We start from the raw sequence: 18976 nt of genomic DNA on the forward strand, positions 1-18976 counted from the left end.
CAGTTCGTTCCGGTTATGACTCTGGAACATTAGAATCTCCACCGCGAAAAGCTGCGATGCTAACTGGTTGAATAGACGGGGTCTGATGGCGGGCCAGAACGCTTACCCCTGAACATCGATTAGCGATGAATATGTTCTACGAACCGCCGAGGGTACGTCGATGACCGGGACGGTTCTCGTCGCCGGGAGTCTCGACCGTACCGCACGGTGGCTCGCTGTCCATCTCGCCGAGCAGGGGTGGGACGTGACCTGTGTTGGTCTCTCTCGAACGAGGTGGGAGTTAGATAACTATCGGAGGGTTTCATTCCGCACGGCAGACCTGACCGAACAGGTCGAAACGGGAGAGGTCATCTCCAGCGAAAATCCCGATGCAGTCGTTCACTGGACGCCACACCCGTCGCCGGAGCGCCACGCTGGAATGCGAGTCTTCGAGAACAACGTCATCAGCGCGTACAACGTCCTCACCGCCGCAGGGCGGACGAACGCTCGCATCGCGTGGGCGTCGAGCGAGAGTGCGTACGGGTTCCCGCTCGCTGGCGCACCGTCGCTGCCGGAGTATCTACCACTGGACGAAGACCACCCGCTAGAGCCGGAAGACCCGTACGGAACGTCGAAGGTCGTCGGCGAGGATATCGGTGGAATGGTTGCTCGCCGATACGACGTTCCGGTCGCGTCGATCCGCGCCTCGTGGGTGCAGTTCCCCGGCGAGTACGACTGTCTCAGCGCTCGGGACGACCTCGCAACCGGAGCGAGCAACTTCTGGTCGTACGTCGACGTTCGAGACGTTGCGACCGCCATCGAAGGCGCGATCACGACGGACTTCGACGGCCACGAACCGTTTCTCGTCGGCGGAGCGGACAACTATCTCGATCGACCGATCGAAGACGCCCTCCACGAGTTCTTCGGGGAGGTTCCGGACGACTGTCGTATCTCGGGGCGCGACTCGGCACTCTCGACCGCGAAAGCAGAGTCGGTGCTCGGGTGGGAGCCGACCAACTCGTGGCGCGATGCTGTCGACGAAGACGAGGTCGCCCTCGCGTGAACCTTCTACAGGCTTAAAAGCGAGAACGACTAACGACCGGTAATGACCGAATCTCGCGAATTCTGCCCGAACTGTGGTGACCCTATCGCAACCGACACCACGGAACGGGAGTATCCAGCGTCTGCGTCCCGTCGAGATCGAAAGCTCTGCGACGCCTGTTACTTCGACCGGTTCGACCTCGTAGACGCTCCCGAGCGAATCGAAGTCCGAGTGTGTGCTCAATGTGGCGCAGTCTTCCGCGGAAGACGATGGGTCGATATCGGTGCCCGCGACTACACCGACATCGCCATCGAGGAGGTGAGCGAAGCACTCGCCGTCCACGTCGATGCCGAAGACGTCTCGTGGCAGGTCGAACCCGAACAGGTAGACCAGAACACGATCCGGATGCACTGTTACTTCTCGGGCGTGGTTCGCGGCACGCTCGTCGAAGAGGAGGTCGTCGTCCCCGTCAGGATCTCCCGCCAGACCTGTACCCGGTGCGGTCGCATCGCGGGGGACTACTACGCCAGCATCGTACAGGTGCGGGCCGTCGACCGAACGCCGACCGCAGAGGAAGAACAGCGCGCCCGCGAGATCGCCACCGAGATCGTCGCAAGCATGGAGGCGACGGGCGACCGAAACGCCTTCGTCACCGAGATGGACGAGACGCCGGACGGGCTGAACATGAAGGTCTCGACCAACAACATCGGCAAGAAGATATCCAACAAGCTGGTCGAGGAGTTCGGCGGCAGTTTCTCCGACTCCGAGACGCTCGTCACGGAGGACGAAGACGGCAACGAAGTGTACCGCGTCACCTACGCCATTCGGCTCCCACCGTTCACGCCCGGCGACATCATCGACCCGGACGACGACGAAGGGCCAGTAATCGTCCGCAGCGTCCAGGGGAATCTGAAAGGGCGGCGAATCACGACCGGTGAGGAGTACGAAGCCCGGTTCGAGGACGGCCACGCCCCGAACGCGCGAAAACTGGGGACGATCGAAGATGGTCAAGAAACCACGCTCGTGACGGTCGAAGACGAACACGCGGTACAGGTGCTCGACCCGGAGACCTACCAGACGAAAACCATCGCCCGCCCGTCGTACATGGACGAGGACGCCGAGATGGTCTCGGTGTTCAAGAGCCGCAACGGACTCTACGTGGTTCCCGATGAGTGATCTCCATGAGTGACCTCGCTGCGCTGGTCGAGAAACCACGAGCAGAGGACGCTATCGCCGACCTCACGGCGGAGGGCGTCTACGACGACTCCCGGAAGGTACGTTCACACGACGACGAGACGGTCGAACTGCCGGTGAGCCAGGAACCCGAGATGACGCCGGTACTCGACGTCATCGAACAGGCGAACCCGGAGCGCCGACTTCCAGACCTCGAATCACATCTTCGAGCAGACGGCTGGTCGGACGACGAGCTCGCCCGCGTCCCGAAATCGTGGGCCGTCGTCGGCAGCGTCGTGCTCGTGCGGTTCGGCGACTGCCCTCGAAAAGAGGAGGTCGGCGAGGCGCTGCTCTCCCTGCACGGGGAGGCCGAAACCATCCTCGCACGTGGTGGAATCTCGGGCGAGCACCGCGAACCCGAGGTGACGGTCGTCGCGGGGTCGGGCGATACGGAGACCATCCACACCGAGCACGGAACGCAGTACGCGCTCGACCTGCAGGACGTGATGTTCGCCCCCGGCAACCAGCGAGAGCGTTCTCGGATGGGTGAGATCGTCGAACCCGACGAGCGCGTCTTCGACATGTTCGCCGGAATCGGCTACTTCACGCTCCCGATGGCTCGTGCGGGCGCGCAGGTGACGGCGGTCGAACGCAACCCGACAGCCTTCCGATTTCTCCTCGAAAATGCCGTATTGAACGGTGTCTCCGACCGGATCGACGCATACCGAGCCGACTGCCGGGAGGTGGAAGCGACCGCAGACCGCGTCGTCATGGGCTACTACGACGCACACGAGTACCTCGATACTGCACTCGCGGCGTTGGAACCCAGTGGCGTCGTCCACCTCCACGAGACGACGCCCGAAAACCGGCTCTGGGAGCGCCCCGTCGGCAGGCTTCGGGAAGCGGCCAGCGAGTACGGACGCGAGATCGAAGTGATCGACCGCAGACGTGTCAAGAGCCACAGCGAGGGCGTCTGGCACGTCGTGGTGGACGCACGGGTCGAGTGACCGGACGAGATAGTATGATCGGACGAGATCGCGTACCGACCGTGTCCGAAGATTTATTTTCCCGGATAGTTTCGGCAGTCGTATGGAAAACGTTCGACAGAAACTGATATCGCTGTTCTTCGTCGGCCTGATGCTGTTTTCGGCGGTCGCGTACACGGTGACACTGCTCTGAGCGATTCGATGGGGCTACTCCGTGTCCCACACGTCCGCCATCGGACTCTTCTTTCGGTCGCGCGAGCGCCGCGTCTGTGTGCGCTCGCGCGTGCCCGAGTCGTCGTTTCCGCTTCCCTCGCTACTGCCGCTTCGACTCATTCCCCGTCCGCTAAATCCGCTCTGCCCTCCTAATCCGCCGCTCCCGTCGCTCGCGCTGCTGGGGTCGAACGCCGGCAGGTCGGGGTGTGACATTCGGTCGACCTGCTCTGCGAACCAGTCGGGCATGTCGGTACGAGCGCGGTCGAACAGTTGGAGGAGGCTGGAGTCGGCGAGGTAGGTCGCGCCGTAGTCGTCAGGCGAGCGGATCACGCGGCCGCAAGCCTGGATGACGGTGCGGAGCGCGGCCCGGTAGTACCACGCCCACTGGCCGTTTTCGAGACGGTGGGCGACCCGCGAGTCGCTGGTGTTCAAGAATGGGGCCTTACAGAGCACCTGCCAGCGCGCGAGATCGCCTTTCAGGTCGAGGGCTTCCTCCATCTTCACCGATAAGAAAACGTCGGGGTCGTCGCTGGCTTTCCACGCTTCGAGGTCGGCGTCGCGGGAGTCGCGCTCGTGGGCGCGCACGCGGTCACCGACGCCGAACTCGCGGAGTTTCTCGGTGAGTTGCTGCTGGATGTGATAGGAGTGAGCGTGGACGATCCCTTTCTCGTCCGGGTGGGCCTGCATGACCCGAACGATGGTTCGCGCGATCTTCGGCAGGGTCTCCTCGCGGTGCTCGTAGGTCATCTTCCCCTGCGTCACGTCGTAGAGCGGGCGATTCTCGACCGGAAAGGTGTGGGCCACGTCTACGAGCGTGACGCGGTCGGGGTCGAGACCGACCTGCCGACAGAAGGCTTCTTTGTTCAGGATCGTCGCGGAGAGGAGCGCGAACTTGTTCCCGCGCTCCCAGACGGTGTGAGCGAGATATCGCTCCGGATTCATCGGCTTGATGGTGATCGGGCCACCCTTCCCGTCGGGTTGGTCGACCACCCACTCGGTCGCGCTGTCGGGGTTGCGGTAGTCTTCGACGAACCAATCGAGTTCGGAGATGAGTTCCTGAAACCGGTCGCGGCGGGCCGCCTCCGGTGCGGTGAGTTCCGGCTTGGCGATGAGGTCGTCTTTTCGGCGCTTGCAGGTTCCTGCGAGGCGTTCGGCGTACTCGACAGCCCTGTCAAGCCCGGTCATCTCGGGGATCTTCAGGTCGTCCCAGATGGGAACGGTCCGAGGATTCAGGTCGATGGTCGCGTACATCTCCGCCCACTCCGCGAGACCGTGGGCTTCGTCAATGACGACCACGTCGCGCTTGCGGAACACCTCCGAGCCGGCGGTGCGCATGAAGTAGGCGAGCGTCATCGCCGCGATCTCGCGGTTGCTGGCGATGGCGCGGTCGGAGAAGTACGGGCACCGATGTTTCACCGAGCAGTCGTACCCCTTCTCGCGGGCGCAGGGCGCTCTATCGACGGGGGTGTCGTGTTCGCCCGGCAGGATACAGGAGTAGTTTCGCTTCCCGCGGATGATCTTCAGGTCGTCCAACAGAGTATCGCTCGCCACGTCGTCCAGTTGGGACACCTGCGGTGTCGTGTAGTACGCACCCGTCGCATCGCTCGGCGCGGCCTCGTCCACACGCCGGGCACATCCCGCGATAGAGCGGGCGAGAAGGGACTTGCCGCTCCCCGTCGGTGCGCGCACCAACACGACGTCGTTGCCGCTCTCGAAGGCGTCTCGAATATCTTGGAGGGCGTCTTGCTGATTGCCGCGAAAGGAGGGCGCGGGAAATTCGTCTCGAATCCGCTCGGGGTTCACTGTTGGTGTAACGGGGAGGAGGGGCGTAAAACCTGCCGGTCTTTCGTCGGATGGAACAGTCGGTGGAGACAGTACGATTAAACGCAGGTTGCCGGTTAATATGCGGTCGTATCTCCGATTTCGCCGCGTTTCCATCGTCGGCGGAGACGCCGGACACCTATTCGACGTTCAACTCCGCCACGTCCTCCTTCGTGGGATAGTCCGGTAGCTGGTCGATACAGCTGTAGCAGAGGAAGTGTTCGCTCCCGTCCTCGAACTCCAGCGTCATCCCGCCGGACGGCTGCGGTTTCGTGTTCCAGAGGTTGGCGATCCCGCCCGCGATGGGCACCGCCGCCCCGCAGCCGTCGCACTCTTCGGAGGCCATACGTCACAGTTGTAATTTGAGGAAGAAAGAACGTTCGGGCCGCTGTACGGAGTGAGGACTGGAAAGCGAGATGTACTAATTCGTACTGAAATGTACTGGAGACGAGGCATTGAGAGGTGTCTTGGAGTTCAGCCGTTGCGATAACCGAGCTGCCTCCGTGGCAGTGTTCCAGAAAGCCCTCGCGCGCGGTCGTCGTGAGCGAAGCTCTTGTATGCCGATCAGAAATCGGAGGTTTCTGATGACGTCTTCAGGTGGTCGATACGGCGGGGGCTTTCGAGGACACCGTCACAGCGGTAACAGCACCATCATCACGAAAGCGCCGTCACGAGTGTATCCGAAATCCATACGCATCTCCCAACTATCCCGAGACTCCGAAAAAAGAGCGAAACAATCGACCGAACGAAGTCGCGGCTCAGTACGACTGGCTGGTGTGCAGACTGCCGGAATCGTCGTACACCTAGACGACCGCGATGACGGGACTGTCGAGATCAAATCTCGTCGTCGGGGTCGTGTTCGTCGGCCATCCGTCCGGCTTCCGCCGCGTATCGCTCCTTCGTCTCCTCGTCGTCGACCGTACCCAGTTGCTCCGGCGACACGTCGAGTGCGGCGAGGGTAGGTCTGGCAGAACCGGTGAAGCTGGGAAGCGCACGCTCCTTCCGGAAATACCGGCTTCCGTCCGGTGTCGCGTAGACGAGGATGATGAGATTCTGTTCGTCGTCCGAGTAGGTTCGCTCCACGAGCCAGACGCGCACGCTGTCGTCCATACCCGTAGTCGACGACGGAGGAGTATAATTCCCGCCGGGCCGTTCTCCCGGCAGTCGACTCACTCCCGCCGGGCTGTTTATACCCCTCAGTCGCAAACAGTGGACGGTATGGAGGTGAACTGCGAGGGCTGTGCTGGCTGCTGTATCGACTGGCGTGCCATCGCACCGGGAGCGTCAGATCACGAACGCCGTGGGCCACGCAAACCGCTGGACGACACCTACAACCTCGTGCCGCTCACTCGCGGTGATACACAGGCGTTCCTCGACGCCGGACTCGCCGACGCGCTGACGCCACGACTCTGGGAAGACGAGTCGGGCGTCGAGGTCGATGGGGTAGAACTGGCCGCCATCGAGGGGAAACCCGCCTTCTTCCTCGGACTCCGTAAACCGCCGAAACCGGTCGCTCCGTTCGGAATCGGCGAAGCGGACGATTCTGCCGCAACCGACGGCTCCAACGATTCAGATGACTCTGATGACTCCGACGACGCCGATGCCCCTGCGGGAGTAGTCCCCGCGTGGCTTCCGACGTGTGTCTTCCTCGACCCGCAGACACTCCAGTGTCGGGTTCACGGCGAGGACGAGTATCCGATGGAGTGTGCCGAGTATCCGGGGCACAACCTCAAACTCGGCCAGCAGACCGAGTGTGAACGTGTCGAGGCAGCCTTCGGCGGCGAGCGCCTGCTGGACGACGAGCCGCCGCGCGCGCTCTCGGGACTCCTCCTCGGCCCGCAAGCGATCGGTGAGAAGGTCTTCGTCTATCCAGACCCGGACGAACTGACGGGTGTCGTCGACCGCCTGCTCGCAGACGAGTTGACCGACGACGACCGGGCTCGGTTCGTGGCCGCCGCGATATCGGGTCGACCCGGCACGACGAACACCGACCGCGAGATGTACGAGGACGTACGAGAACGAGCGTTGGCGGCAGATTCGTGGGCCGGACGAGCCATCACCGAGTGGGAACAGATGGCGGGAGAACGAACGATGGACGACGAGCCAGACCCGTCGGTAGCGAAGCAGGTCGAGAACGACCGCGGAGCGCCGCCCACGTCCGGTTGGTGAGCACGCGCGGAAAACAGCCGAACGACAGCTACTTGGATTTGATCTCCTCGAACTGCTTGAGCAGATCTTCCGCCGAGTCGCCTGAGTCGTACTCTACAGTCCCGTGATAGTCCGAGCGTACGTCATCGAAGCTGGCATCGACGGTACTGTTCTTTCGCTCACGGCGCTCGTGCTCGTCTTCGTCATAGGCACCCATTGACATGACAACCACACCCATACCTTGGCGACACCCAGTTATTAATGTAACGGATATTCACATCATTCACGCAAGCTGGATAATCGTCAGACAGATATCAGCGTCCCGTCCCGTGCCGTGTGCACAACACGTAAACGCTCGGGGTTACTACAGTTCCGCGTGGCAAGCCCGCTCCGCTTTCGCCGCTCTACGGAGCGGTGGGATGACGACCGCATCTCTCACGAGCTGTACGCCCACCTCGATTCGAAGCTCGGTGCGATTTCGACGACACCGCATTACGTCGAGCCGAACGGTTTCGATGCTATTCGGTTCGAGATGGACAACGGCGATATCGCCCTGTTCGCGTGGGACGACGACGGTGCATACTGGCTCGGGAACACCGAGACGCCGCCGGTTCTCTGGCGGACGAACAAGTACACCTTCGACGAAGTGCCCTATCCGATCGCTCGGTGGGGCCAGCGCGAACTGCTCGCTGACCTCACCGTCGAATCGCCGTGGTTGGCCGAATACGACTATCTCTCGTGGTTCTTCCTGCCCGTTCTCTTCTCGAAAGACGGGAGGGAGACCTCGCGGACGTTCTTCCGCGATCACGCCGCCGGATTTCCGGACGCGACGAGCGACGAAGCACTCTCGTTCTACGAGCGATTCCTCAGCACCGGTGCGCTGGACGAACATCGCTACACGATGGCTTCGAAGCTCGGCACCAGCCAGTACGTCGACGAGACCCGCATGAGTTCCGCGATGAGCGAGTTCACCGTCGCCAAGGTGTTGACCGACGCTGGCTACGACCTCGAACCCGAGATCGAGGTGACCACTGGCCACTCGCTCGATTTCAGGGCCGAACCGGTCAACGGCGACCATGCCCCCCTCGTCGAGGTCACGCGCCCGCAGCCACCCACGCGCAGGGCCGCGAACACGCCCGTCGCCGCCGTGCGCGAGACGGCGGCGACGAAATCGACCGGCCAGCTACGTGAACACGGTGGCGGTGCAGTACTGTTCGTCGATTGTTCCGGCTTCCGGGACGACGAATGGGCGGCAGTCGTCGGCGAGCAACCGGGCGTTCGCCATCGGCCTGCGGTCGTCTTCCGTGCGCGACCCTCTGGCTACGTCGAAGCGTACACAAAAGGGTCGATTCCGTTGTCGCTGGAGCGGGCGGTCGAGTGGGTTTAGAAGGACACCTGTTCCGGGCCGAGCGTGCCCATCGTCGTCGGGTCGCGGTCGCTGTAGTGGCGGCGACCCACGGCTTCGTGACCGAGTGCGCAGTACATGATTTCACGGGCCTGTTGTGGGGACTCGTACGTCTCGTTCTCGACGCGACCGAACACGTCACCGAGAGTCTCGGTTCCGTTCGGGTGGTCGATCTCGTAGTCACCATGAGCAGCGATCAGCTGCTCGGTGTCGGTCGGATACTGGTGGGCGTCGAGCAACTGGTCTGCTTGCTTGAGCGTCATTACGGATTAACGAACAGCAAAGTTCATTATAAACTTTGTCGCCAAGGAGATACTACGAATATAAGGATGTACAATCGGTATAATCACACACTGTAAACCCGTTTGAAGCGCAGATTATAGATCTCGGCCACACCACAAACCCCTTCCTGCCGTGCGACAGAAACGGAGTATGAGTGTCTTCGCCGACCTCCACGTTCACACGACCAACTCCGATGGGTCGATGGAACTGGAGGAGGTACCTGCTGCCGCGCGGTCTGCGGACGTGTCGGTCGTCGCCGTCACAGACCACGACCGACTCCATCCCGATCTGCCGACACCCGTGTCTGTCATGGAGGGCGTAACCATCGTCCACGGTATCGAACTCCGGGTCGAAGCACCCGACGGACAGCACGTCGATCTCCTCGGATACGGTGTCTATCCGACACCCGAACTCGTGGACGAACTGGAGCGACTACAGGCCGACCGCGTCGAACGCGGGCAAGCCATCATCGACTGCGTCGAAGACCGTCTCGGGATCGACCTCGACCTCGAAACGCGCGAGGGGCTGGGTCGGCCACACGTCGCCCGCGCTATCGACGACCACCCGGACACGGAGTACGATTTTAGCGGCGCGTTCGCCGAACTCATCGGCTCCGAAGAACCGTGTTACGTCGCCCGTGACGTGCCGAGTTTCGAAACGGGCGTCGAACTGCTCTCCGAGGCGAGTGGACTCGTCGGATTAGCACACCCCTATCGATACGACGACCCCGAAGCGGCGCTCTCCCTGACGAGCGAGCTGGATGCAGTCGAGCGATACTACCCCTACGGACGTGACATCGACCCGCGACCGGTCGAGCGCGCCATCGCAGACCACGGACTCGTGCCGACCGGTGGGAGTGACGCACACGACGATACGTTGGGGCAGGCAGGACTCTCGAAGGAGGAGTACCGTCACTTCCGAAGTGCGGTGACGGTGTGACCACAGGGGACGGTGTGGTTCGATGAACGCAGGTTTCAATTCGATGGAAGCCATACGTGGGAATATGCGGTGTCACTACTGTGACCGAAAAGCGTCGTTCGCACCGGAGTTAGGTGGTGTGCAGGTCGGTCTCTGCGACGTGCACTTCCGCGAGCGATTCGAAGACCTCGCGGAATCCGACGCACTGGCGTCTCTTCGACAGGAACTGGACGTCGACCGACCCGATTAGTCTCGACGTTGACTGACTCGACTGGTCTTGCGAGCAACAGACCCGACTAGCCTTCGAATTCTGCGGTGATCGAGATAACGGGGTGAGTAGGTACTCGTGAAAGCACCAGCGACGCACCGCCGCCAGCGATGGTGAAGACGGTGACGACGTCGCCATCGTGGTCGGTTTCGAGGACGCCCTCTGGCTCGAACGGTCTCGGAGAATCGCCGAAGTCGAGATGGAACACGTCGTCCGTTCGCTCCGATTCGAGACTCACGGCCGCCATCGGGAGAGATGTCGTTGGAGATCGCGAAGATTCATACAACTAGGTGCGGATGAGATATGAAATTTCGAGGGAAGAACAAAGAGTGATTTTCGATACCGATGCTCAGACGCGACCGGCGTCGACGTCGATCGCATCGACCGGGCAGACGTCGACACAGAGCATGCAGTCGATACACTGGGCCTCGTTGGTCGGGTCTGCTTTCTCTTCGCTCTCGGGGTGTCCGGGGGAGTCTACCCACTCGAACACGTCCACGGGACAGTCTTCGAGACAGGCACCGTCTGCGATGCAGATGTCGAAGTCCACTGCGACGTGCGTGCCGTGGATGCCGAGTTTCTCGGGTTCGTCTACCGGCCCCCAGACGTCGTGGCCCTCGTGTTCATCAACTTTCTCGCGGTTCTGCGTGAATTGTGGGTCAATAGCCATTAGTCGTCCACCTGCGCTTACCAACGTAGGAGGGATACTTAAATCCCCGTTCTGGACTTAAGTGTTTGCGCCGGGTGGAATTTTTAGGTTAGGCTAAAAACGGATGAGAGCGGCCCAGAGAAAGCTGTTCTCGTTTTTCGGCTAACAAAGATTTTAAATACCAGTTCGCTGTCAGCGGATGGTTTTACGGCATCTCCTTACGGAGGAACCCGCATGGAGAAAGTCACCATCGAAGATGTTGACGCACGGATGAGTCCTGCTGACATCCGACGAGGACTTTCGAAGCCCCTCGGGACAGAGAATCTGGCCATCAACTACTACGAACTCGCGTCGGGCGAGAGCTTCGCGTTCGGGTATCACGCCCACGAAGACCAGGAAGAGGTGTTCTACATCCAGTCCGGGTCGGTGACGTTCGAGACGGAAGACGGGGACGTCGCGGTCGAAGCAGGCGAAGTGGTTCGGTTCGCCCCCGGCGAGTTCCAGCAGGGTGTGAACGAAGGTGACGAGCGCGTGGTCGCGCTGGCGCTCGGCGCGCCACGGGAGTCCGATCTGGTGGAGATGCGCCGGGAGTGTCCGGACTGTGGGGAACGAACGCCCAACACTATCGAGATGGCCGAAAGTAAGGACGCGCTCGTGACGCGGTGTCTGGGATGCGGTGCTGAAACCGGACGATTCGACTGAAACCGGACGATTCGGTCGAGTTCACGGGGGATTTTTCGGGCTGGCGACAGAGCAGTAGGTATGGAGAAAGTCGCTATCGAGGAGGTCGAGCAGTTCATGAGTGCCGCGTCGGTCACGCGCCCGGTGGGCAAGGCACTCGGAACGACAGATGTGGCGGTCAACTACTACGAACTCGCACCGGGCGATAACTTCTCGCCCGGTCTCCACACCCACTTCGACCAGGAGGAGGTGTTCTACATCCAGTCGGGTACCGCGACGTTCGAGACGAAAGACGAAGACGTGGTGGTGGAGGCCGGTGAGATCGTCCGGTTTGCACCCGGCGACTACCAGCGCGGACGAAACGAGGGTGACGAGCGCGTCGTCGCGCTGGCGCTCGGCGCTCCGCAGGAAAGCGAGTCGGGCGAACTCCTGCGCGAGTGTGCCGAATGCGGCGAGCAAACGCAGCACTGGATGCGGATGACCGACGACGAGGAGGCGATCGACGTGTACTGTCTCACCTGTGAGACCGTGACGACGAGGATGGATTGACATCGGTTCGTCAGGGATCGGAGACACCGAAAGCGACTTGTACTGATTTCTACTGAAATGTACTGAAACGTACTGGAATAGAATGGATCGTACTGATTTGTACTGGCAAGTTGATTTAAATACTCCGTCCGAACGCCGCATATCACACACAGACCGAATCGCCGAGTTCCACCGGAAACAGTACCCTCTCCCGGCAGAAACCACTCTGCAGGCGAAATGCAACCCCGAGAAAACCCCGGAATAACTTCTCCACCCGAAACGAAGGGGTTCGCCAACGAGTGACAAACCCGAATACTCAGTCGGAGGACACATACCCAAAACGAACTTTTCAACTGAATTTTCGCGCCGAAAGATTCAGTAGGGATGCGGGGTTTGGTGGCATACCCCCCACCCCTTCGTTTCAACTGGAATGAGGAGTTCGCATGGCTGTGACGTGCTCGTTTGGAGCCTCTCTTTTCCGCGACACCGACCTTTTTCGCCCCGCCACCCCTCGACAGAAACATGACAGAGATTCCGTCACCCGGACTGGGCACCTCCGGCAACAGCGACCCCGAGCAGTGCGCCGAGACCGTCGCAACCGCGCTCGAACTGGGCTATCGGCATATCGACACCGCGCAGATGTACGAGAACGAGGCCGCCGTCGGAGAGGGGATCGCCCGCGCCGACGTTCCTCGCGACGAGGTCTTCCTCGCCACGAAAGTCCTGCCGGACACCCTCGCACACGACGACGTACTCCGAACCACCGACGAGAGCCTCGACCGACTCGGCGTCGAGTACGTCGATCTCCTCTACGTCCACTGGCCCATGCGCGCCTACGAGGCCGAGGACACGCTCCCCGCCTTTGACGAGCTCTACGAGGCAGGCAAAACCCGCAACGTCGCGGTGAGCAACTTCACGCCAGCCCTGCTGGACGAGGCGCGCGACATCCTCGACGCACCCATCGTCGCCAACCAGGTCGAGATGCACCCGCTCTTCCGGCAGGCGGAACTCCAGTCCTACGCCGAGACACACGACCTCACGCTGGTCGCCTACGCACCGATCATGCAGGGAGACGCTGGCGACGTTCCCCAACTCCGAGAGATCGCCGACAAACACGACGCGACACCCACGCAGGTCAGTCTCGCGTGGCTCCAACAGCTAGGAACCGTCGTCCCCATCCCGAAATCCACGGGCGAAGACCACCTCAGAGAGAACCTCGCCGTTCCCGAACTCGACGAGGAGGATATGGCCGCGATCGACGCCATTGACCGCCAGCGTCGGCTCGTCGATCCCGACGAAGCGCCGTGGAACTGATGGCGCTACGGCCGGGGCCGTGGTACCCGAACAACGCCGAACGCCTGTAGTGGGCAGCCGTCGATTACGCTCGCCACTGCGCCCACCACGAGCCGGTTTCGTCGCTTCCGTTCCACTCGACCGCGAGGTCGTCCATCGAGCGGTCGGCGGAGAGCTCGTAGACCAGCCACCCGCTCTTGCTCGCGCCGGGTTCGACCCTCCGATGCCCGAACCGTTCTAACTTGTACTGGCCGTTCTCTTTGGCGATACTGGCCTGCGTCAGCTCCTGCCCGCCGACGAGCAGGCGGAACGAATCCACCGTCGGAAGCGGTTGTCCCATTCGGAATCGGTTCTTCGCGTGGACGGTGACGAAAGCCCACTGGCGACCGTTGCTGGCGTCCACATCGACCCGCCGACCGTTGTCTCGCACGTACCGATAGCGGTCGGTCAAGACGACATCTCGGATGGTGACCGCCATCTCCGTCGGGCTGAGGAACGTCTCGCCGACCGAAAGCTGTTCGCCGACGAAATCGACGGTGAACTCCTTTTCGAGTGCATCGACCCGGTAGGTGACTTTCCCGACGTACGGATAGGTGAGCTTCGTCGACCACGTCGCCGTCTCCCCCGACTCGATCGCGTCGGTCTGGATGGTACCGGACTGCTGGATACCACCCCCGCCTCCCTCGACCTGGATCGGCGACTGAAACGCAGCGGGGCTGTTCCCCCTGTTCTTGATGGTCAGTTCGAGCGTGAACTGCCTGCCCATGGTGACCTTATCGGGTACGGTCGCCGAGACGAGTTGGAAACCACTCCTCGCGGTCGTCTCGTTCGTCCCGCTCGTCGTTCCACCACCTCCCGACGAGGTCGTTCCGCCCGCCCCCATCGTGGTAGTCGTACTATCCCCATTCCCGCCGTCTTCCGGCCCAGAACCAGTGCAACCCGCCAAGGCCCCACCGACGAGTACAGTTCCGGACGCCGTCAGAAATCTTCTACGGCGCATGGGTAATTTATATACGACCTGGTAAATAAAGACTCTGTAAGAGGTTCTTTTTCTGATATCTACGGTATGCGTTCCGACCGATGCCGGGTCGATTGCGACGATGTGCATCAAAATTGAGTTCCACCGGTTCGAAGGTGTATGCGAAGTCGTCCCAAAGGATATGCCTGTGTCATCACCAATCCGAAACGGTATCAAAACCGGTCGCGTAGGGTACGTGTGTCCCGACGAGCACCTCGACCCCGACTCGTGTACGACGACGACTGTGGCTTTTGCACGTGGTCTGCGGAGTACGCCGACGCCCACGGCGACTTCGAACTCGTCGGTTTCTCCGAACTCACGCCCGACCAGCGCGCCCGCCTCCCCGCCGATTTCGAGCAGTGTGTTCACCTCCTCACCGACGATCGAGTCTACTCCTGTGGCGCGGCGACCGAGGAAGTCATCTCACGACTGGACTCACCTGAACACGTCGCCGTCGAACTGTTTCGTCTCCTGCCGGACGGCACCCGCGCTCGAATCCGCGAGCCACTCTATCGCTGGGTCGCCGACCATCGAGCATGGTGGGGAAAGGTCGTCAGTCGCTAAGAGGTGCAAGAAGACCACCGATCGCTAAGAGTACGAGTCCGGATATCGCGTGCTCATTTCTACAGAGTTGCTGACGTTCGCTCTACAGAGTTGCTAGTTATCGCTGCGAAACACACCGCTCGCGGAGGAATCTCGTTATTCCGTGGACGTGGAAGGATCTGCTTTCTTCGGCCCTCGTCATCGTCTCGATCGAAAGTAAGCGAATCGAAACCCGCCTCAGTCCAGCGCCTCAGTCCAGCGTCACGAGTTCGTCGTCCAGCATCTCCGAGAGCACTTCCCGAGCGTGCCCATCGGGGTCGACACCGCGATAGACGGCCTGCACCTCGTCCTTGGCGAGGACGAACGTCGTCCGGGGGGCAGCGTTTCGCTGGACTTCGACGCCGAAGGCATCTGCGATCTCACCATCCGGGTCGGCCAACAGGTCGAACCCGAGGTCGTACTTCTCCGCGAAGGACTCGTGGCTCTGCACGTCGTCGGTCGAGACGCCATAGACTGCCACACCAGCGTCCCGGTAGGTTTCGAGTTCCTCGTTGAACTGCTTCGCTTCGACCGTGCAACCGGGGGTGTCGTCGCGTGGGTAGAAGTACACGACCGTCGGCGCTTCGAAGGGCGGCGAAACCGTCTCGCCGTGCTGGTTCGTCGCTGTCACGTCGGGCGCGTCGTCGCCTGCTTCGAGTGTCATACCCGGCGATAACGCCCGAAGTAAAAAGCCGCTTGTGGTTGGCCACCCCGAGTCGGGAGACCGTCCACCCCGGAGTCAGTTGACTTCGATGTTGTGTGACTCGTCGTCGCCACCGAGTTTCGGAAGCGTCACCGTCAGCACACCGTTTTGATACTGTGCGGAGACGTTCGACTCGTCCACGGGGTCGGGGAGCGTGACCGTCCGACGCATCGACCGCTGACTCCGCTCCTGGCGGATGTACTCCTCGTCGCCTTCCTCGACCTCCGACTCGTGCTCCGCCGAGATCCGGAGTCGGTTGTCCTGCAACGTGATGTCGATATCGTCTTTCTCGAAGCCCGGCACGTCGGCGGTGACGACGAACTGGTCGTCCTGGTCGGCGACGTCGACCGACATACCACCGGTTCCGAGGCCCATCTCACCGGATTCGAGTTGACGGCCCATGCCTTCGAACTGGCGGCTCATTCGTTCGAACATCTCCTCGATCTCTTCGAAAGGATTCCTTCGTCTGGCCATCGTTTCACCCAATCGTGGGTTCGGCGCGCGAAACCTTAAAAATTCACGCCGACTCGAGCCCGGTGTCTATCTAGTCAGCCCCGAACAGAACGTGTTCTTTGTCGTACGACCCGAGACGGCGCACCCAGCCGTTCTCGCAGAGTGCTTCGACTTCGGCGACGGCTCGTTCGGTCCGTTCCTCGTACAATCCGGCCTCGAAATCGATGTGGAAAATGTAATCACCGAGTCGTTCGCCACTGGGACGCGATTCGACTCGCGTGAGGTTGATATCACGTTCCGCGAACGGTTCGAGCAGTGCCAACAGGAGTCCGGGGTAGTTCGCGCCGGGATAGACGACGAGCGAGGTCTTCCCGCCCGCGAGCGAGCGCGCACTCGTGGGCGCGACGACGAAAAATCGCGTCGCGTTCGAGGTTCGTTCCTGGATGTCCTCCGCGAGAACGGTCAACTCTTCGGCGTTGTCGGGGTGAGCGATGGCCGCCACGGATGGATCAGCGCGGGCACGTTCGACGCCGCGAGCGGTGCTGGCGACCGCCTCCCGTTTCGCGTCGGGAAATTCGTCTTCAAGGTACGACCGACACTGCGCGAGCGCCTGTGCGTGGCTGGCGACCGTCTCGAACTCCTCGCTCTGGGCCATCAGGGCGTGGCGAATCGGCGTCACGAGTTCGCGGACGACGGCCACGTCGTTCTCGGCGAGCGCGTCTAACGTTCCGGTGACGCTCCCCTCGATGCTATTCTCTATCGGTACCACGCCGCGAGGGTACTCGCCATCGACGACCGCCTCGACGATGGCGGTGACCGACTCGCGGAACTCCACGTCGTCGGCGACTGCGCTGGCGGCACGATGCGAGTAGGTTCCCGCCGGGCCGAGCGTGACTGCCTGCATGCCCAGGGATTTCGATTCGGGAGGCAAAAGCGCGTCGGGGTTGACAGAACAGGTACGCTATCTGGTAGTTTGCTCCGTATGCCGTCGATGATTCTCGATATCTGTCGTCTGGTAGTTTGCTACGCGTGTTGCCGGGCGGTCTTCCGATCGACCAGTTTGTAGAACCGACTCGTGTTCCCCTCTTCGGTCGTCTCCTGATAGACGAACGCGAGGTCTTCGGAATCGAATTTCTCGAGCCACTCGTTCCACTCGACCGGTACTAACTCGTCGTGGTCGTCTTCAGTATCCGGAAACTGGAGCCGGAGGATACCCGCACCGCCGTCGGCAGTCGCTTCGACCGACGAAGGTTCGCCACCGCGGTCTTCGACCCACTGGCGAATCGTCTCGTGACTCGTGGTCACCTGACTGTGTTTCGACTCGAATCGGATATCGTATGACATGAATTTCCGAACCAATCAACTGTTCATTCAGTCGGTTCGCGGGAGAACGTGACGCTTGCGTTAGCAGGGGAACTACTACCTGCGGCTGTTCGACCGTACTCTCGCTCCCGGGCTCCCTTCTGCCACGAAAGTCCGAGTCGGCGGTCGGATTTAAGGAGGAGAACGACGAAACTTCGGACATGGTGGGAGATTCTGGCGAACGACCGGACGAGGATACCGAAACGGAGAAACTCGACCTCGGAGAGGCCGTCTACGACAACGAGGGAACCCGGCTCGGAACCATCCGCGGGTTCGACGAATCGGGGTTCTACGTCACGATGCGCGAGGGCTACGAGGCGCTCTCCATCGGCCACGCCCGCGCAGGGCACGAGTTCGGCGAAGCAGAGCTGATGTGGCGCTGTTCGATGTGCGGCGAGATGGGCGAATTGGACGACGGCATGCCTAACGAATGCCCGAATTGTGATGCGCCGAAAGAAGAGATCTACTACTGGACAGAAGACTGAGTTTTTTACCACCCGCTTCCTCGGTCGGGTATGGACATCGTCGTGTTCGGTGCTGGAAGTCTCGGAAGCCTCATCGGTGGGCTGCTCGCGCGTGAGCATCGAGTCACGCTCGTCGCGCGCGACCCCCACGCGAGCGCAGTGCGCGAGTCGGGACTCGCCGTCGACAGTGAGTTCGACTTCCGAGTCTGGCCGGACGCGACGACCGACGGAACCGACCTTCGCGCCGACTGCGCCATCGTGACCGTCAAAGCCTTCGACACCGCGGACGCCGCACGACAGCTGACGACCGGCGAATTCGACACCGTGCTCTCGCTCCAGAACGGGATGGGGAACGAAGAGACGCTGGCCGAACACCTCTCCTGCCCCGTTCTGTCGGGAACCGCGACCTACGGCGCAGTGCTGACCGAACCCGGATTCGTCGAATGTACAGGCATCGGTGAGGTCGTCTTCGGCGCGCGTGAGGGTGGAGAGTCCGAACCGGCACGCCGCGTCGGGAGGGCGTTCGCCGACGCCGGAATCGAAACGGTGGTCGCAGACGACATGCCACGTCGCCTCTGGGAGAAGCTCGCCGTGAACGCGGGGATCAACCCCACAACAGCCCTCGCGCGGGTGGAGAACGGGGCACTCCTGACGGGTGACGCACACCGGATCGCGGCGGATGCGGCCCGTGAGACCGCCCGTGTCGCCCGTGCCGAGGGCGTCGAACTCACCGACGAGGATGCAGTCACCGTGGTCGAAATCGTCGCAGAAGCGACCGCCGCGAACACCTCCTCGATGCACCAGGATATGGACGACGGACGGCGAACCGAGATCGAGGCGATAAACGGGTACGTCGTCGCCCGCGGACGCGAACTCGGCGTCGAAACGCCCGTGAACCGAACACTCGCTAGCCTCGTCAGCGCGTGGGAACGCGAGAATAGCTGAAACGCGAGTGACGACGGTAGCGGCTTACTATCCCAACGCGGGAATCCTCGCCCTTCAGAGCGA

The 18976-nt window shown here is 61.7% G+C and carries 25 protein-coding genes; 13 read left to right on the forward strand and 12 right to left on the reverse strand.

From position 1 onward, the window contains the following. Positions 1–160 precede the first annotated feature (160 nt). The 3 genes from ACR3FE_RS16710 to ACR3FE_RS16720 are packed head-to-tail and all read left to right on the forward strand — an operon-like array spanning position 161 to position 3201. On the forward strand, positions 161–1042 hold the full coding sequence (locus ACR3FE_RS16710; RefSeq protein ID WP_458208484.1) for an NAD-dependent epimerase/dehydratase family protein: 882 nt from the start codon (positions 161–163) through the stop codon (positions 1040–1042). A gap of 42 nt (positions 1043–1084) precedes the next feature. Beyond that, positions 1085–2197 (forward strand): 60S ribosomal export protein NMD3, encoded by a 1113-nt coding sequence (locus ACR3FE_RS16715; protein ID WP_458208486.1) that lies wholly within the window; start codon positions 1085–1087, stop codon positions 2195–2197. A gap of 5 nt (positions 2198–2202) precedes the next feature. Continuing rightward, positions 2203–3201 (forward strand): class I SAM-dependent methyltransferase, encoded by a 999-nt coding sequence (locus ACR3FE_RS16720; protein ID WP_458208488.1) that lies wholly within the window; start codon positions 2203–2205, stop codon positions 3199–3201. A 186-nt stretch (positions 3202–3387) separates the two neighbouring features. Here the strand turns inward: ACR3FE_RS16720 and ACR3FE_RS16725 are convergent, their stop codons facing one another. The 3 genes from ACR3FE_RS16725 to ACR3FE_RS16735 form a co-directional block, all read right to left on the reverse strand. Then, a complete protein-coding gene (locus ACR3FE_RS16725) occupies positions 3388–5196 on the reverse strand; it encodes a helicase C-terminal domain-containing protein (protein ID WP_458208489.1) in 1809 nt (602 codons plus the stop codon). 157 nt (positions 5197–5353) lie between these two features. Next, positions 5354–5560, reverse strand: a complete 207-nt coding sequence (locus ACR3FE_RS16730) for a DUF7561 family protein (protein WP_458208490.1) — start codon at positions 5558–5560, stop codon at positions 5354–5356. A gap of 488 nt (positions 5561–6048) precedes the next feature. Then, entirely contained in the window at positions 6049–6324 is a 276-nt protein-coding gene (locus ACR3FE_RS16735) for a DUF7967 family protein (RefSeq protein WP_458208491.1), read from the reverse strand. A 108-nt stretch (positions 6325–6432) separates the two neighbouring features. On the opposite strand from ACR3FE_RS16735, the gene ACR3FE_RS16740 reads away from it, so the two are divergent. Continuing rightward, positions 6433–7383, forward strand: coding sequence for a YkgJ family cysteine cluster protein (locus ACR3FE_RS16740; RefSeq protein ID WP_458208492.1), 951 nt, complete (start codon positions 6433–6435; stop codon positions 7381–7383). 28 nt (positions 7384–7411) lie between these two features. Here the strand turns inward: ACR3FE_RS16740 and ACR3FE_RS16745 are convergent, their stop codons facing one another. Beyond that, positions 7412–7585 carry a DUF5786 family protein gene (locus ACR3FE_RS16745; RefSeq protein WP_458208494.1) on the reverse strand — a complete coding sequence of 58 codons (174 nt, stop codon included), beginning with the start codon at positions 7583–7585 and terminating at the stop codon, positions 7412–7414. A gap of 153 nt (positions 7586–7738) precedes the next feature. On the opposite strand from ACR3FE_RS16745, the gene ACR3FE_RS16750 reads away from it, so the two are divergent. After that, a complete protein-coding gene (locus ACR3FE_RS16750; protein ID WP_458208495.1) occupies positions 7739–8749 on the forward strand; it encodes a DUF5784 family protein in 1011 nt (336 codons plus the stop codon). Here ACR3FE_RS16750 and ACR3FE_RS16755 read toward each other — a convergent pair. Further along, positions 8746–9030: a DUF5789 family protein gene (locus ACR3FE_RS16755; protein WP_458208496.1), complete on the reverse strand. Its 285-nt coding sequence runs from the start codon at positions 9028–9030 to the stop codon at positions 8746–8748. The two genes, ACR3FE_RS16750 and ACR3FE_RS16755, sit on opposite strands and share 4 nt — an antisense overlap. A 169-nt stretch (positions 9031–9199) precedes the next feature. On the opposite strand from ACR3FE_RS16755, the gene ACR3FE_RS16760 reads away from it, so the two are divergent. After that, entirely contained in the window at positions 9200–9988 is a 789-nt protein-coding gene (locus ACR3FE_RS16760) for a PHP domain-containing protein (protein WP_458208497.1), read from the forward strand. 64 nt (positions 9989–10052) lie between these two features. Then, positions 10053–10217, forward strand: a complete 165-nt coding sequence (locus tag ACR3FE_RS16765; protein WP_458208530.1) for a DUF6757 family protein — start codon at positions 10053–10055, stop codon at positions 10215–10217. Between the two features lie 46 nt (positions 10218–10263). On the opposite strand, the gene ACR3FE_RS16770 is transcribed toward ACR3FE_RS16765, so the two are convergent. Next, entirely contained in the window at positions 10264–10482 is a 219-nt protein-coding gene (locus ACR3FE_RS16770) for a hypothetical protein (protein ID WP_458208498.1), read from the reverse strand. A gap of 102 nt (positions 10483–10584) precedes the next feature. Continuing rightward, positions 10585–10905 (reverse strand): 4Fe-4S dicluster domain-containing protein, encoded by a 321-nt coding sequence (locus ACR3FE_RS16775; RefSeq protein WP_458208499.1) that lies wholly within the window; start codon positions 10903–10905, stop codon positions 10585–10587. Positions 10906–11118: 213 nt separating this feature from the next. Here ACR3FE_RS16775 and ACR3FE_RS16780 point away from each other — a divergent pair, with 213 nt between their 5' ends. The 3 genes from ACR3FE_RS16780 (at position 11119) to ACR3FE_RS16790 (ending at position 13407) form a co-directional block, all read left to right on the forward strand. After that, positions 11119–11586, forward strand: coding sequence for a cupin domain-containing protein (locus ACR3FE_RS16780; RefSeq protein WP_458208500.1), 468 nt, complete (start codon positions 11119–11121; stop codon positions 11584–11586). Between the two features lie 60 nt (positions 11587–11646). Then, on the forward strand, positions 11647–12114 hold the full coding sequence (locus tag ACR3FE_RS16785; RefSeq protein ID WP_458208502.1) for a cupin domain-containing protein: 468 nt from the start codon (positions 11647–11649) through the stop codon (positions 12112–12114). Positions 12115–12615: 501 nt separating this feature from the next. After that, a complete protein-coding gene (locus ACR3FE_RS16790) occupies positions 12616–13407 on the forward strand; it encodes an aldo/keto reductase (protein ID WP_458208503.1) in 792 nt (263 codons plus the stop codon). Positions 13408–13471: 64 nt separating this feature from the next. On the opposite strand, the gene ACR3FE_RS16795 is transcribed toward ACR3FE_RS16790, so the two are convergent. Then, entirely contained in the window at positions 13472–14386 is a 915-nt protein-coding gene (locus ACR3FE_RS16795) for a twin-arginine translocation signal domain-containing protein (RefSeq protein ID WP_458208504.1), read from the reverse strand. A gap of 246 nt (positions 14387–14632) precedes the next feature. On the opposite strand from ACR3FE_RS16795, the gene ACR3FE_RS16800 reads away from it, so the two are divergent. After that, positions 14633–14968: a thiol-disulfide oxidoreductase DCC family protein gene (locus ACR3FE_RS16800; RefSeq protein ID WP_458208506.1), complete on the forward strand. Its 336-nt coding sequence runs from the start codon at positions 14633–14635 to the stop codon at positions 14966–14968. A 229-nt stretch (positions 14969–15197) separates the two neighbouring features. On the opposite strand, the gene ACR3FE_RS16805 is transcribed toward ACR3FE_RS16800, so the two are convergent. The 4 genes from ACR3FE_RS16805 to ACR3FE_RS16820 form a co-directional block, all read right to left on the reverse strand. Continuing rightward, positions 15198–15650, reverse strand: coding sequence for a peroxiredoxin (locus ACR3FE_RS16805; RefSeq protein ID WP_458208507.1), 453 nt, complete (start codon positions 15648–15650; stop codon positions 15198–15200). Between the two features lie 75 nt (positions 15651–15725). Further along, positions 15726–16163 carry an archaeal heat shock protein Hsp14 gene (hsp14, locus tag ACR3FE_RS16810; protein WP_458208508.1) on the reverse strand — a complete coding sequence of 146 codons (438 nt, stop codon included), beginning with the start codon at positions 16161–16163 and terminating at the stop codon, positions 15726–15728. Positions 16164–16233: 70 nt separating this feature from the next. Then, on the reverse strand, positions 16234–17046 hold the full coding sequence (gene pheA, locus ACR3FE_RS16815; protein WP_458208509.1) for a prephenate dehydratase: 813 nt from the start codon (positions 17044–17046) through the stop codon (positions 16234–16236). Between the two features lie 119 nt (positions 17047–17165). Beyond that, positions 17166–17486 (reverse strand): hypothetical protein, encoded by a 321-nt coding sequence (locus ACR3FE_RS16820; protein WP_458208510.1) that lies wholly within the window; start codon positions 17484–17486, stop codon positions 17166–17168. 179 nt (positions 17487–17665) lie between these two features. On the opposite strand from ACR3FE_RS16820, the gene ACR3FE_RS16825 reads away from it, so the two are divergent. Next, complete coding sequence (locus ACR3FE_RS16825) at positions 17666–17989, forward strand: DUF7130 family rubredoxin-like protein (protein WP_458208511.1); 324 nt, start codon at positions 17666–17668, stop codon at positions 17987–17989. Between the two features lie 30 nt (positions 17990–18019). Continuing rightward, positions 18020–18913, forward strand: coding sequence for a ketopantoate reductase family protein (locus ACR3FE_RS16830; RefSeq protein ID WP_458208513.1), 894 nt, complete (start codon positions 18020–18022; stop codon positions 18911–18913). The last annotated feature ends 63 nt before the right edge of the window (positions 18914–18976 follow it).

It is taken from the genome of Haladaptatus rarus (assembly GCF_054177585.1).